15 protein-coding genes are annotated in these 12,760 nt (G+C 73.7%); 8 read left to right on the forward strand and 7 right to left on the reverse strand.

Features of this window, described 5'->3' with window-relative positions:
• Positions 1 to 101: 101 nt before the first annotated feature.
• Together O2V61_RS19920 and O2V61_RS19925 are read left to right on the forward strand one after the other, a co-directional pair.
• Positions 102 to 539, forward strand: coding sequence for a hypothetical protein (locus tag O2V61_RS19920; RefSeq protein WP_269185006.1), 438 nt, complete (start codon positions 102 to 104; stop codon positions 537 to 539).
• Between the two features lie 149 nt (positions 540 to 688).
• Positions 689 to 892, forward strand: coding sequence for a cold-shock protein (locus O2V61_RS19925; protein ID WP_014741881.1), 204 nt, complete (start codon positions 689 to 691; stop codon positions 890 to 892).
• 98 nt (positions 893 to 990) lie between these two features.
• Here the strand turns inward: O2V61_RS19925 and O2V61_RS19930 are convergent, their stop codons facing one another.
• A complete protein-coding gene (locus O2V61_RS19930; RefSeq protein WP_269185007.1) occupies positions 991 to 1,449 on the reverse strand; it encodes a hypothetical protein in 459 nt (152 codons plus the stop codon).
• Positions 1,450 to 1,673: 224 nt separating this feature from the next.
• Between O2V61_RS19930 and O2V61_RS19935 the strand changes: the two genes are divergently transcribed.
• Positions 1,674 to 2,225: a hypothetical protein gene (locus tag O2V61_RS19935; RefSeq protein ID WP_269185008.1), complete on the forward strand. Its 552-nt coding sequence runs from the start codon at positions 1,674 to 1,676 to the stop codon at positions 2,223 to 2,225.
• A gap of 87 nt (positions 2,226 to 2,312) precedes the next feature.
• Positions 2,313 to 2,732 carry a peptide-methionine (R)-S-oxide reductase MsrB gene (gene msrB, locus O2V61_RS19940; RefSeq protein WP_269173847.1) on the forward strand — a complete coding sequence of 140 codons (420 nt, stop codon included), beginning with the start codon at positions 2,313 to 2,315 and terminating at the stop codon, positions 2,730 to 2,732.
• Positions 2,733 to 3,001: 269 nt separating this feature from the next.
• On the opposite strand, the gene hemQ is transcribed toward msrB, so the two are convergent.
• Positions 3,002 to 3,718, reverse strand: coding sequence for a hydrogen peroxide-dependent heme synthase (gene hemQ / locus O2V61_RS19945; protein ID WP_269185009.1), 717 nt, complete (start codon positions 3,716 to 3,718; stop codon positions 3,002 to 3,004).
• A 160-nt stretch (positions 3,719 to 3,878) separates the two neighbouring features.
• Between hemQ and O2V61_RS19950 the strand changes: the two genes are divergently transcribed.
• The gene (locus tag O2V61_RS19950) at positions 3,879 to 4,349 is read left to right on the forward strand and encodes a Dps family protein (protein WP_269185010.1); all 471 of its coding nucleotides are present in this window, start codon (positions 3,879 to 3,881) and stop codon (positions 4,347 to 4,349) included.
• A 69-nt stretch (positions 4,350 to 4,418) separates the two neighbouring features.
• Here the strand turns inward: O2V61_RS19950 and hemG are convergent, their stop codons facing one another.
• Together hemG and hemE are read right to left on the reverse strand one after the other, a co-directional pair.
• A complete protein-coding gene (gene hemG, locus O2V61_RS19955; RefSeq protein WP_269185011.1) occupies positions 4,419 to 5,792 on the reverse strand; it encodes a protoporphyrinogen oxidase in 1,374 nt (457 codons plus the stop codon).
• Positions 5,789 to 6,835, reverse strand: coding sequence for a uroporphyrinogen decarboxylase (gene hemE / locus O2V61_RS19960; protein WP_269185012.1), 1,047 nt, complete (start codon positions 6,833 to 6,835; stop codon positions 5,789 to 5,791). Before hemE ends, hemG begins: the two co-directional genes overlap by 4 nt.
• Positions 6,836 to 6,994: 159 nt before the next feature.
• On the opposite strand from hemE, the gene O2V61_RS19965 reads away from it, so the two are divergent.
• From O2V61_RS19965 to O2V61_RS19975, 3 genes are all read left to right on the forward strand, one after another.
• Positions 6,995 to 7,612 carry a DUF3000 domain-containing protein gene (locus tag O2V61_RS19965; RefSeq protein WP_269185013.1) on the forward strand — a complete coding sequence of 206 codons (618 nt, stop codon included), beginning with the start codon at positions 6,995 to 6,997 and terminating at the stop codon, positions 7,610 to 7,612.
• Between the two features lie 126 nt (positions 7,613 to 7,738).
• Positions 7,739 to 8,014 carry a response regulator transcription factor gene (locus O2V61_RS19970; protein WP_269185014.1) on the forward strand — a complete coding sequence of 92 codons (276 nt, stop codon included), beginning with the start codon at positions 7,739 to 7,741 and terminating at the stop codon, positions 8,012 to 8,014.
• Complete coding sequence (locus O2V61_RS19975) at positions 8,011 to 9,270, forward strand: ribonuclease D (protein WP_269185015.1); 1,260 nt, start codon at positions 8,011 to 8,013, stop codon at positions 9,268 to 9,270. The genes O2V61_RS19970 and O2V61_RS19975 overlap by 4 nt, the downstream gene beginning before the upstream one ends.
• An 84-nt stretch (positions 9,271 to 9,354) precedes the next feature.
• Here O2V61_RS19975 and O2V61_RS19980 read toward each other — a convergent pair whose 3' ends face one another.
• The 3 genes from O2V61_RS19980 to O2V61_RS19990 form a co-directional block, all read right to left on the reverse strand.
• Positions 9,355 to 10,638 carry a sugar ABC transporter permease gene (locus tag O2V61_RS19980; RefSeq protein WP_269185016.1) on the reverse strand — a complete coding sequence of 428 codons (1,284 nt, stop codon included), beginning with the start codon at positions 10,636 to 10,638 and terminating at the stop codon, positions 9,355 to 9,357.
• A gap of 9 nt (positions 10,639 to 10,647) precedes the next feature.
• Positions 10,648 to 11,454 (reverse strand): ATP-binding cassette domain-containing protein, encoded by an 807-nt coding sequence (locus tag O2V61_RS19985; RefSeq protein ID WP_269185017.1) that lies wholly within the window; start codon positions 11,452 to 11,454, stop codon positions 10,648 to 10,650.
• A 71-nt stretch (positions 11,455 to 11,525) separates the two neighbouring features.
• Positions 11,526 to 12,590 (reverse strand): sugar ABC transporter substrate-binding protein, encoded by a 1,065-nt coding sequence (locus O2V61_RS19990; RefSeq protein ID WP_269185018.1) that lies wholly within the window; start codon positions 12,588 to 12,590, stop codon positions 11,526 to 11,528.
• Between the last annotated feature and the right edge of the window lie 170 nt (positions 12,591 to 12,760).

The raw sequence follows: 12,760 nt of genomic DNA on the forward strand, positions 1-12,760 counted from the left end.
CCGCAGGGGTGAGCCGCCCGGCGTCGGCTGTCGCGAGGGGCGGTTCCTGTCGTTGAGGAAGCGTTCGGTCCAACGGTCAGACAGGCGACAGGAGCGGGGTCATGCGGGTCGCGTTCCTGGTGTACGGCGTGCTGTACGTCGTCATCGAGGTCGTCGGGTACCAGCTGGAGCAGGTCAGCTGGCCCGAGCTCACGACCCTGGACGTGGCCAGCGCGCTGACCAACGCCTTCCTCACCGTCGCCGTCCTCGTCGCCGTGCTCGTCGGGATCGACCTCGCCGGACACCGCTGGCGCCGCCATCTGCGGGCGATCGCGCAGGAGCGGGCCCGGCTGGCACTCGAGGAGTGGGCGACCCCGGAGCCGCTCACCGTGCAGGCCTGGCGGCCGGGGCCCCGGGCGCTGACCGCGGCCCCACCCCGCCCGACGGGGAGTGCGCGGCCCCGGGCCGGCGCCGCTCGAGACAGCTACGCGCCGAATGCCTACGCCCGCCAGGCGTGGTCCGAGGACGCCGCCCGGGACACCTCCGGACGCCTGCTCTGACCCGCCGCGCCACGGCCCGGATCGGCTCGCCGGGGATCTTTGTCCCCCTGACCTCCCACAGATCGCCAGAACCCGCTAGGGTCGTACACGTCGGGAAGGCCCTGCGCATTGGCAGGACCCCGACGCACGACCTCAGCTAGGAGCGAGCAATGCCCGAAGGAACAGTGAAGTGGTTCAACGCAGAGAAGGGGTTTGGCTTCGCCACCCCGGACGGCGGCGGCCCGGACGTCTTCGTCCACTACTCGGCCATCCAGACCAGCGGGTACCGCTCGCTCGATGAGGGCCAGCGCATCTCGTTCGACATCGAGCAGGGCCAGAAGGGCCCGCAGGCGGCGAACGTCAACCCGGTCTGATCTCCAGACCGAGGAGCTGAACGCAGCCCTCTCGAACCACCGACAGTGCCCCCGCCCGAGCAATCGGGCGGGGGCACTGTCGCGTCCGGCCCCGGTGGTCAGCGCGCCCGGGGCACGTACCCGCCGATCAGGGCGGACATCAGCAACGCCCCGTCGTCGGGCCCGATGGCAGCTGCTGCGTCGGCGAACGCGCGCCAGCGTTCCCGCTCGACGTCGGTCATCGCTCCGGCGGCCCGAGCGCGCGCCTGCTCCAGGAGCCGGTCCCACTCGCTCTGCGGCGTGGGCCAGAGCCCGGTGAGCCGGCGGGCCTCACCGGAGACGGCGGTGAACCGGACGATCTCCCCGGCGTGGTTGGTGAGCGCCTCGGCGTAGCCGGCGGTGACCAGGGCATTGGCCGCGGAGACGACCTGCGGCTTGGGCAGGCCGCTGGCCGGCACGACCGCCCCCAGGTAGGGCGCGCTGCCGTGCGGGGGCTCGTCGATCAACCGGGCGATCGCCCGGAGCACGGGGAGATCGCGGGTGAACCAGGTGTCGGCCAGGGGCTGCGGGGTGCTCATGGTTCCTCTCGGCGGACGGCGGCGCCACCGGACGCGGCGCCGGGCTCACGGTACGAGCACCTGCCCGTGACATCACGGGGCGCACATCACGGGGCACCCGATCGCTGCTTAGCCGGGCAAACTTCGTTACCGGATGTTGATCGACCGTTGCGCTGGGCGATGCCAGGATCGAGGGGTCCGCCACCCAGCACGCGAACTCTCCGTCCGCCCGTCCGAGGAGACCCGTGTCCCGACGCAGCACGTCCCGCGCCGTCCGCGGCCGCGTCCTCGGCCCCGTCCTCGGTCTGGTCCTGGCGGCATCCACCCTCGGGGTCGCCGGTGCGGCACCGACCGCCGACGCCGGGCCGCCGACCGTGGCGGTGGCCGCGGCCGACGGGCCGACCGACCCCGGTGACCTCATGCCCTCCCCTGCCGCTGACCTGCACCCGACCGCCGCCGCCGGCCCGTTCTCGATCGACGCCGGGCCGACCGCGAGCGTCAGCGACCCGCAGCCGCTGCGGGAGGAGGAGCTGACCGTTCTCGGGACGGGGTTCGCGCCGGAGGAGAAGGTCACCGCCGAGCTGCCCGCTCGCCTGCGGGGACAGCTCGGTTCCGGGGTGGCCGGTCCGGACGGCAGCGTCTCCCTCACCGTGCGGGCGCCGATGGTGCTCCAGGCCGGCGCGCACGAAGTGCTGCTCCGAGGGACGTCGGGTGCCACCGCGAGCACGAGCATCCAGCTCCGCCCGCTGGTCGAGGACCAGCTCACCCGGCTCGCCCGCTGGTGGCCGCGAGGCTGAGCCGCAGGTCCCGGCAGCACGTCCGAGCGCTGCCGAGCGGGCGGCACGGGCCCGGCGCAGCTGGCGGAGCCGCCGTACCGTGGGGCCATGACCACATCCGCCCACCAGCCCCAGGTCGTCAAGAGCGACGAGGAGTGGCGCGCGCAGCTGTCGCCGGAGGAGTACGCCGTGCTCCGCCAGGCGGGCACCGAGCGGCCGTGGACCGGTGAGTACGTCGACACCAAGGCGGTCGGCACGTACTCCTGCCGGGCCTGCGGCGCCGAGCTGTTCCGCTCCGAGACCAAGTTCGACTCGCACTGCGGCTGGCCCTCGTTCTACGAGCCGTCGGAGCAGGACAACGTCGTCCTCCGCGAGGACCGTGCGCTCGGCATGGTCCGCACCGAGGTCCTCTGCGGCAGCTGCCACAGCCACCTCGGCCACGTCTTCGCCGACGCCCCCCAGACCCCCACCGGCGACCGCTACTGCATCAACTCCGTGAGCATCAAGCTCGACTCCCCCGACGCCTGACCTCACAGCACACGGAAGGCCCGTCCCCCACCGGGGACGGGCCTTCTGCGTCGTCGGGCACGAGTACGGACCCGCCGCTCTGTCGCGCCAGCGACCCCGCGGGACCCGGCGCGGGCCCGGAGGGTCCCGCCGGGAACCGCGGCCAGCGGCTCTACGTGGCTGTCGCGGGGCCCGGAGGGTCCCCGACAGCCACGCAGGCAACAGCTCAGCGCAACTGGGGCACGGCTCCTGGCTGCGGTGTCATCGCGGAGCGATGACCATGTGCACCATCACGGCAGGTCGGCGACGAGCTCCGCGACCTCCTTGCGGGTGCCGGTGTAGAACGGCACCTCCTCGCGCACGTGCCGGCGGGCGCGGCTGGCCCGCAGGTCGCGCATGAGGTCGACGATGCGGTGCAGTTCGTCGGCCTCGAAGGCGAGCATCCACTCGTAGTCGCCGAGCCCGAAGGAGGAGACGGTGTTGGCCCGCACGTCGGGGTACGGCCGGGCCTGCATGCCGTGCTCCTTGAGCATGTCCCGCCGCTCCTCCTCGGGCAGCAGGTACCACTCGTAGGAGCGCACGAACGGGTAGACGCAGACGTAGCGGCGCGGCTCCTCGTCGGCGAGGAAGGCGGGCACGTGGCTGCGGTTGAACTCGGCCGGGCGGTGCAGCGCCATCTGCGACCAGACGGGGTCGAGCCGGCGACCCAGGGTGGTGCGGCGGAAGCGGCCGTAGGCCTCCTGCAGCGCCTCCGGGGTCTCGGCGTGCCACCAGACCATCAGGTCGGCGTCGGCCCGCAGGCCGGCGACGTCGTAGACGCCGCGGACGACGACGTCCTTGCCGGCCAGCTCGTCGAAGAGCGCGGTGACCTCGTCGGCGGCGGCGCTGCGCTGGTCGTCCTCGAGCGGCCGGGCCAGCTTGAACACCGACCACATCGTGTAGCGGATGAGGGCGTTCAGCTCGTTCGCCCGCTTGCCGATGCTGCGCTCTTCGGTCTGCTCGCTCATGTCCTCATTGTGGACCGCCGGCCGACGGTGCGAGGCGGGACGTCGGTCCACCCCGGTCGTGAGGCCGGACACGCGTGCATGCGGTCGCCGGGACCGGGAACAACACCCCCCATCCGGATCTTGTACCGGAGGACACCTTCCCGACCGTAGGAGGAACAGCATGGCCGTCATCCAGAGCCCGTTGTCCGAAGACGTCCAGAAGGTCACCGGCGAGGCGCTGCAGGGTGCCGTCGTCGACCTGATCGACCTGAGCCTGGTCGGCAAGCAGGTGCACTGGACGCTGGTGGGCCGCAACTTCCGCAGCATCCACCTGCAGCTGGACGACGTCGTCGACACCGCCCGCGAGTACCAGGACACCGCCGCCGAGCGGGCCGCCGCGATCGGCGTGCTGCCCGACGGCCGCGCCGCCACGGTGCAGTCCAGCGGCATCCCCCAGCCGCCGGTCGAGTGGGTGCACGCCGACGACGCGATCCGCTACTTCGTCGACGTCTTCACGCTGGTCGTGGCCCGGATGCGCGACCGCATCGAGGCCACCGAGGACGACGAGGTCACCCAGGACCTGATCATCGAGATCACCGGGGCCCTCGAGAAGCACCACTGGATGTGGCAGGCCGAGGCAGCGCAGAACTGAGCCCGCTGCACTCCCACCGGAGGCCGGCACCCCGACCGGGGTGCCGGCCTCCGGTGCGTCCGGGGGCGTTCAGCCCAGCGCCTGGACCGCCCGGCGGGCGTCGCGGACGCAGGCGGGCACCCCGACCCCGCCGTAGGCCGCCCCGGCCACGGCCAGCCCGGGGACGGCGTCGACCGCCGAGCGGATCGCCGCGACGCGCTGCGGGTGGCCGACCAGGTACTGCGGCAGCCCGTCGACCCAGCGCACCAGCTCGGTCTGCACCGGTTCGGGCCGCTCGAGGTCGAGGAGCTCGGCGACGTCGGCGACCACTGCGGCGGTGAGCTCGGCGTCGTCCCACTGCAGGGCGGCGTCGTCGCCGAAGCGACCCACCGACGAGCGGACCCGCAGCACCGGCGCGCCCTCGGGCCCGGACAGGTGCGGCCACTTCGACGAGGAGACGGTGACGCCCTTGACCAGCCGGCCGGTCACCGGCGGCACGAGCAGCCCCGAGCCGGCGGTGACCGGCTGGTCGGGGAACGCCATCGCGACCACGGCCATCGACGCGTACGGGATCCCCTCCAGCGGCTCGACCGCGTCGGGGACGACGTCGGCGAGCAGCCGCGCGGTCGGGCCGGCCGGCGTGGCCAGCACGACGGCGTCCGCGGTCAGCGTCCCGCCGCCGTCGACGTCCAGCTCGAACCGGCCGGCGGTGCGGCGCAGCGCCGTCACCCGGGTGTGCAACCGGACGGCGGCACCCGAGGCGCGCACCAGAGCCGCGGGCAGCGAACCCACCCCGTCGCGGACGGTGACGAACACCGGGCCGTCGACGTCGCCGCGGCTGCGCGCCCCGGCGTCCCGGGCGGCGACGGCGGCGCCCAGCAGCGACGTGGCCGCCGGCAGCTCGGCAGCGAGCGCCGGCATGGTCGCGGCGAGGGAGAGGTCGTCGGGGCGACCGGCGTAGACGCCGCCGAGCAGCGGCTCGACCAGCCGGTCGACCACCTCGTCGCCCAGCCGCTCCCGCAGCAGGCCACCGACGGAGACGTCGCCGTCCAGCTGCAACGGGGGCAGCTCGGCCTCGGCCCGGAGCCGAGCGACGCCGGTGGGGGTGAGCACGCCGTCCAGCCCGTCGGCGGTCGTCGGCACCCCTTGCAGCGTGCCGGCCGGGAGCGGGAACCGGCCCTCGGGCAGCACGATGGCGGCCTGGGTGGTCCGCGCCGGAACCAGCTGGTCGGCCAGGCCGAGCTGCTCGATCAGCTCGACCGCCTCGGGCACCCGGGCGAGCACCGCCTCGGGCCCGGTGTCGTACCAGCGACCGGCGAGGTCCACCCGGTCCAGCTTGCCGCCGATCCGCCCTCCTGCCTCCAGGACGACGACCTCGCCGTCCGGGTGGGCGCGGTGCCACTCGAACGCCGCGGTGAGCCCGGTGATCCCGGCGCCCACGACGACCAGCCGGGGAGTGCTCATCTCGCGGTGAGCTCGTGCACCAGCTCCACGACGTGGGTCAGCACGCCGGGGTCGGTGTCGGGCAGCACGCCGTGGCCCAGGTTGAACACGTGCCCGCGGGCGGCCCGGCCCTGCTCGACGATGCGGCGCACCTCGCGGTCGACGGTCTCCCGGTCGGCCAGCAGGACGGCGGGGTCGAGGTTGCCCTGCAGCGAGTACCCCGGACCGACGCGGCGGGCGGCCTCGTCCAGCGGGACCCGCCAGTCGACACCGACGACGTCGGCACCGGCGTCCCCGATCAGCGGCAGCAGCTCCCCCGTGCCCACGCCGAAGTGCACCTTCGGCACCTCCGGGCGGGCCAGCCCGTCGAAGACGGCACGCGAGTGCGGCAGCACCCGGCCGGCGTAGTCGGCTGCCGACAGCACCCCGGCCCAGGAGTCGAAGAGCTGCACCGCGCTGGCCCCGGCGTCGACCTGCACCCGCAGGAACGTCGCGGCGCTGACCGCGAGCCGCTCCAGCAGCCGCTGCCAGGCCGCCGGCTCGGCGTACATGAACGCCTTGGTGCGGGCGTGCTCCTTGGAGGGCCCGCCCTCGATCAGGTAGGTCGCGAGGGTGAAGGGCGCCCCGGCGAAGCCGATCAGCGGTGTGGCACCGAGCTCGGCCACCAGCCGCTGGACGGCGGTGGCGAGGAAGTCCAGCCGGTCGGGCTCCAGCGGCGGCAGGGCGTCGACGTCGGCGACGGTGCGCAGCGGGGACGCGATCACGGGCCCGACGCCCGGCTTGATCTCGATGTCGACCCCGGCCACCACCAGGGGCAGCACGATGTCGGAGAAGAGGATGGCCGCGTCGACGCCGTGCCGGCGGACCGGCTGCATGGTGATCTCGGCGACCAGGTCGGGGTCCTGGCAGGCCTCGAGCATCGCGGTGCCCTCCCGCAGCGCGCGGTACTCGGGCAGCGACCGCCCCGCCTGGCGCATGAACCAGACCGGTGTGCGCGACACCGGGAGGCCTCTGGTCGCTCGGACGAGATCGGAGTCGGCGGCCGGTCCTGCTGCTGTTCCCACGGACGCCGATCCTCCCAGACGTCAGCGGGGTCGGCTCCGCCCCTCCACCGGGCCGCGCACGGACTTGAGATCACGGCACGAGGTCACGGCTGTGCGTCGGCCGGGCGGGGCGGCGCGTCGGGGCCTCCGCTGCGGTGACGGGCGACCTACCCTGCCCAGGTGGCCCAGCAGCGCAAGCGCCTCGACGACGGCGCCCCGCCGCCGGAGCGACCGGCTGCGTTCCAGGCCGCCCTGGATGCCCTGGCGACCGTGCGCCCGCGCCCGGAGGTCGTCGTCGAGCACATCCCGGCGCCGCAGCGACTCGCCCCCTGGTCCCACGCCATCGGCCTGCGGGTCGGCCACCCCGAGGACGAGGAGGAGGAGCTGGCCAGCGGCCGGTTCATCCTGCTGTTCGACCCGGAGGGGCACGAGGCCTGGCAGGGCACCACCCGCTGCGTCGGCTACGTCTCGGCCAGCACCGACTCCGACATGGTCGACGACAGCATGTTCTCCGAGGTCGCCTGGAGCTGGCTGATCGACGCGCTGGCCGAGTCCGGGGCCGCGCACCACTCCGTCGGTGGCACGGTCACCCGCACCGCCTCCACCCGTTTCGGTTCCATCGCCGCCCCGGAGCACTCGGTCGACGTGGAGATCCGCGCCTCCTGGACCGCGGAGGGCACCGACCTGGACCGGCACCTCACCGCCTTCCTCGAGGTGCTGGGCACGGCCGCCGGCCTGCCCCCGCCCGGCATCCGGCTGATCGCCGCGATCGAGCAGGCCCCGACCGACGACGCCTAGACTCCGGCCCGTACTGCACTCGGCGTGATCAGACGTCGCTGAGTGCGCGGACACGCCGGGCCGTTCGCCGGGTGGTCAGCTGCTGATCACCCGCGTCCTCGGTCCGGTCCGACCACGGGAGGGCCGATGCCCCAGGGCCAGCAGTGGTCCGACGGCGTCCTCGCCCGCCCGCTCGCCGGCGCCGCCCGCACCGGGGTGGAGGAAGCTGTCGGGGAGTTGTCCGCCCGGGAACGGGACGCCCTGCGGCTCGTCGCCGGCGGCCACACGAACGAGGAGATCGGCGAGAAGGTGGACCTGTCCGCACTGACCGTGAAGAGCCACCTGGCGCACCGCCCGCGCGCGGGCACCGGCTACCGGGCGCACCCGGTGCCCCGGAGCCTCCGCTCGGGGGTCCTCCAGTGAGCACCGACCCCGTCGCCGAGCTGCCCACCGACCCGGCGGTGGAGCCCGCCGTCGACGAGGGCCCGCCCGCGACCCCGCTGCTCGTCCCGCGGGACGGGCTGCCGCCCGTCATCGAGACCTCCACCGCGCTGGTCGCCTACGCCGACGCGCTGGCCGCCGGCAGCGGCCCGGTCGCCGTGGACGCCGAGCGGGCCTCGGGCTACCGCTACGGCCAGAGCGCCTACCTGGTGCAGCTGCGCCGGGCCGGCGCCGGCACCGGCCTGGTCGACCCGGTGCCGCTGCCGGACCTGACCGCGGTGCAGGACGCGATCGGTGACGCGGAGTGGGTGCTGCACGCGGCCAACCAGGACCTGCCCTGCCTGGCCGAGCTGGGCCTGCTGCCCACCCGGCTGTTCGACACCGAGCTCGCCGCCCGGCTGGCCGGGCTGCCCCGGGTGGGGCTGGGCGCCGTCGTCGAGTCGCTGCTGGGCCTCTCGCTGCAGAAGGGGCACTCCGCGGCCGACTGGAGCACCCGCCCGCTGCCGGCGGACTGGCTGGTCTACGCGGCGCTGGACGTCGAGGTCCTGGTCGAGCTGCGGGACGCCCTGGCGGAGATCCTGGCGGAGCAGGGCAAGACCGAGTGGGCCCGGCAGGAGTTCGCCGCGATCCTCACCGCCGGCCCCCCGGCACCCAAGGTCGACCCGTGGCGGAAGACGTCCGGGATGCACGGCCTGCGCAGCCGGCGCCAGCTGGGCATGGTGCGGGCGCTGTGGCAGGCCCGCGACGAGCTGGCCCGGCGACGCGACATCGCCCCCGGCCGCGTGCTGCCCGATGCCGCCATCGTCTCGGCCGTGCAGGCCGACCCGAAGAGCGAGGGCGCGCTGCTGGAGCTCCCGGTGTTCCGCGGCCGGGCGAACCGGAAGCTGGTGACCACCTGGTTCGGTGCCCTGGCCCGGGCCCGGGAGCTGCCGGAGGACCAGCTGCCGCTGCACAGCCGCCCCGGTGACGGGCCGCCGCCGGTGAGCCGCTGGGCCGACCGCGACCCCGATGCCGCAGCCCGGCTCAAGGCCGCCCGGGCCGCCCTGGCGCAGGTGTCGGAGCAGTGGTCGGTGCCGGTGGAGAACGTGCTCTCCCCCGACCTGGTCCGACGGCTGATGTGGGCACCACCCCGGCCGGCCGACGCGGCCGCCGTGGCGGAGGCGCTGCGCGCCGGTGGCGCGCGCGAGTGGCAGGTCGAGCTGACCCGCGACCTGCTCACCGAGGCGATCGCCGGCTGATCCCCGGCCCGGCAGGACGACGGCGGCCCACGGCCCGGGTGCAGCACTGCGCCCGGGCCGTGGGCCGCCGTCGTCGTCCCTGCGTCAGCGCGCCGTGGCCGCCCGCCGCCGGGCCAGCGCGTCGACGGAGGCCGCCAGCAGCAGCACCCCGCCGGTGATGACGAAGTTCAGGTACGCGGCCACGCCGAGCAGCCCCAGCCCGTTGGCGATGATCGCGATGACCAGGCCACCGAGCAGCGCGTCGCGGGCCCGCCCGCGCCCGCCGAACAGGCTGGTGCCACCGATGACCGCGGCACCGACCGCGTACAGCAGTGTGTTGCCCGCACCGGCGTCCGGCGTCACCGAGCTCAGCCGGGAGGTGGCGAGGATGCCGCTGATCGCCGCCAGGCTGGAGGAGATGACGAACGCCATCACCCGGATCCGGGTCACGTTGATGCCCGCCCGGCGGGCCGCCTCGGCGTTGCCGCCGACCGCGTACATGTGCCGGCCGAAGCTGGTGCGGGACAGCACGAAGGTGACCACCAGCAGCAACAGGATGACCAGCGGGATGGCGTACGGGATGCCGGCCAGGTCGACCGCCGCCGACAGCGCCCGGTCCTGACTGAGGATCGCGGTCACGCCCAGCACCACCACGGCCATGAGCACCACGCGGAGGACGACCAGCACCAGCGGCTGGTGGGCCAGGTCGCGGGCCCGCTTGGCCCGCCAGCGCCAGAGCTCGGTCACGGCGTAGCCGACCGCCACCAGCACGGCCAGCGCCCAGCCGACCGCCAGCGGCAGGTTCTCGTTGGCCAGTGCCCGGATCACCGGCTCCCGCACGGGCACGGTGCCGCCCTGGCCGATCAGCCGGAGGGTCACGCCCTGCCAGCCGAGGAACAGCGCCAGGGTCACCACGAACGACGGGATGCCGACCATGCCGACCAGGCTGCCGGTGAACACCCCGATCACCGCACCGGTGACGATCGCGGCGAGCACGGCGACCGGCCAGCCGAACCCGCCCTGCACCAGCAGCTGCGCCAGCACCGCCGAGCAGACCCCGCTGACCACGCCGGCGGACAGGTCGATCTCGCCCAGCAGCAGGACGAAGACCAGCCCCATCGCGAGCACGATGATCGGGGTGGCCTGCACGGCGAGGTTGGCCAGGTTCAGCGGGGTCAGGAAGGTGCCCGGCCGCAGCACCGTGAAGAGGATGCCGAGGGTGATGATGCCCAGGACCGCCGGGAGCGCCCCCAGGTCGCCGCCGCGCAGCTTGTCCAGGTAGCCCCGGACGGCACCTCCCAGGGTGTTGTCCTGCCGGTCGCCCTCGAAGCCCGCCGCGGGCTTCTGCGGACCGCTCGCCTCGGCGGCGGTGAGTGTGTTGCTCGACATGACGTCCTCTCAGTCCTCGAGGTCTTCGGCCGAGAGGCCCAGGTCACCGGACCGGCCGGAGGTGATGAGCTCGATGACCTGGGTGCGGTCGACCTGGTCGATCGGGACGTCGGCGGCCACCCGGCCCAGGTAGAGCGCGGCCACCCGGTCGGCGACCTCGAACACGTCGACCATGTTGTGCGTGATGAAGACGACGGCGTGGCCGGCGTCGGCCAGCCGGCGGACCAGGTCCAGCACCTGGCGGGTCTGGGCGACCCCCAGTGCGGCGGTCGGCTCGTCGAGGATGACGAGCTTGGACTCCCAGAGCACCGCCTTGGCGATGGCGACGGTCTGCCGCTGGCCACCGGAGAGGCTGGACACCAGCTGCCGGACGGACTTCAGCGTGCGGACCGACAGCTTGCCCAGGGTGTCCCGCGCGGCCTCTTCCATGGACTGCTCGTCGAGCAGGATCCCGCGCTTGCGCTCCCGGCCCAGGAACATGTTCTGGACGACGTCGAGGTTGTCGGCCAGCGCGAGGTCCTGGTAGACGACCTCGATGCCGAGCCGGGCGGCGTCCCGCGGGCTGTGCAGCGTGACCCGCTCCCCCTCGAACTCGACCTCGCCCGAGTCGAACGGGTGGATCCCGGCGATGCCCTTGATCAGCGTGCTCTTGCCCGCTCCGTTGTCACCGACCAGTGCGGTGACCTTCCCGGGGTAGACGGTGAGGTGGACGTCGTGCAGCACCTGGACGGCGCCGAAGCTCTTGTCCACCCCGCGCAGTTCGAGGGTGGGCCGGCCGACGGCCGTGGTGCCGTGATCGCGCTCTGGAGCGGACACGTGGGTCCCTTCTCGGCTGGACAGGCCGGCAGGGGCGCCCCCCGGGGAGGGCGCCCCTGCCGGCAGGTGGACTACTGGATGCCGAGCTCGGTGCAGGCGGCGGCGTACTCACCGGTGCACAGGTCGGCGGCGTCGACGTAGCCGTCGTCGACGACCTCCTGGACGTTGTCCCGGAAGACCGAGACCGGGTCCAGCAGCACGGCAGGGACGGTGCGGTCGCCCTCGACGTCCTCCACTTCACCCTCGACCTCGGGGGTCTCGCCGTTGACCAGGGCGACCGCGAGCTCGGCGAGCGCGTTGGCCTCGTCCTGGATCGGCTTGTAGACGGTCATGCACTGGTTGCCGGCCAGGATGTTCTGCAGGCCCTCGGTGGTCGCGTCCTGTCCGGTCACGGGCACGGTGCCGGCGACGTTGTTGCGGGCGAGGATGGAGATGACCGCGTTGGCCAGCCCGTCGTTGGCGGCCAGGACGCCCTGGATGTCACCACCGGCCTGGGTGTACATCTGCTCGAAGATCGTCGCGGCCTGCTGGTTGTCCCACTCGGGCACGGACTGCTCGGCGACCACCGTGTACTGGCTCATCGGGTCGAGCACCTCGTGGGCACCCTCGGAGAACAGCGTGGCGTTGTTGTCGTCCGGCGAGCCGTTGAGGAACGCGATGTTCGCCGGCTCGTCGCCGAGGCACTGGGCCAGGCCCTCGCCCTGCAGGCGGCCGACCTCGGTGTTGTCGAAGGAGACGTAGTAGTCGGACTCCCCGCCGAGGGTGAGCCGGTCGTAGTCGATCGTCTGCACGCCCTGCTGCTCGGCCTGCCGCTGGATGGCCGCGCCGGAGGCGGAGTCGAGGTTGGTGATCGCGAGGACGGTCACCCCGCCGGTGATCATCTGCTCGGCGATCGTCGCCATCCGCTGGGCGTCACCCTGGGCGTTCTGGATGTCGTGCTCGACACCGGCCTCCTCGAAGGCGGCCTCCAGCAGCGGGCGGTCCGCGCTCTCCCAGCGGGCCGAGGACGCGGTGTCGGGGAGGATCACCCCCACCTTGCCGGCGGCCTCACCGCCACCACCGCCGCCGCCACCGCCGTCGTCGTCGCTGCCGCAGGCGGCCATCGAGAAGACGAGTGAGGCTGCGAGAGCAGTCATCAGAGTGCGCTGTCGCGCCATGTTCGACCTGCCGTTCCGTCGTTGGATCCGGGAGATTTCCGGAAGTGATCTTCGACCGACCCAGGTGTGACCGCAAGCACATCCCGGCACCGTGTCCGGACCGTGATCCGAGACGGGCCGGTCACCCCCGTGGGTGTGGAGCTTGCAGT

Origin of the sequence: Modestobacter sp. VKM Ac-2985 (assembly GCF_026967925.1) — a bacterium.
Classification (GTDB): Bacteria; Actinomycetota; Actinomycetes; order Mycobacteriales; family Geodermatophilaceae; genus Modestobacter.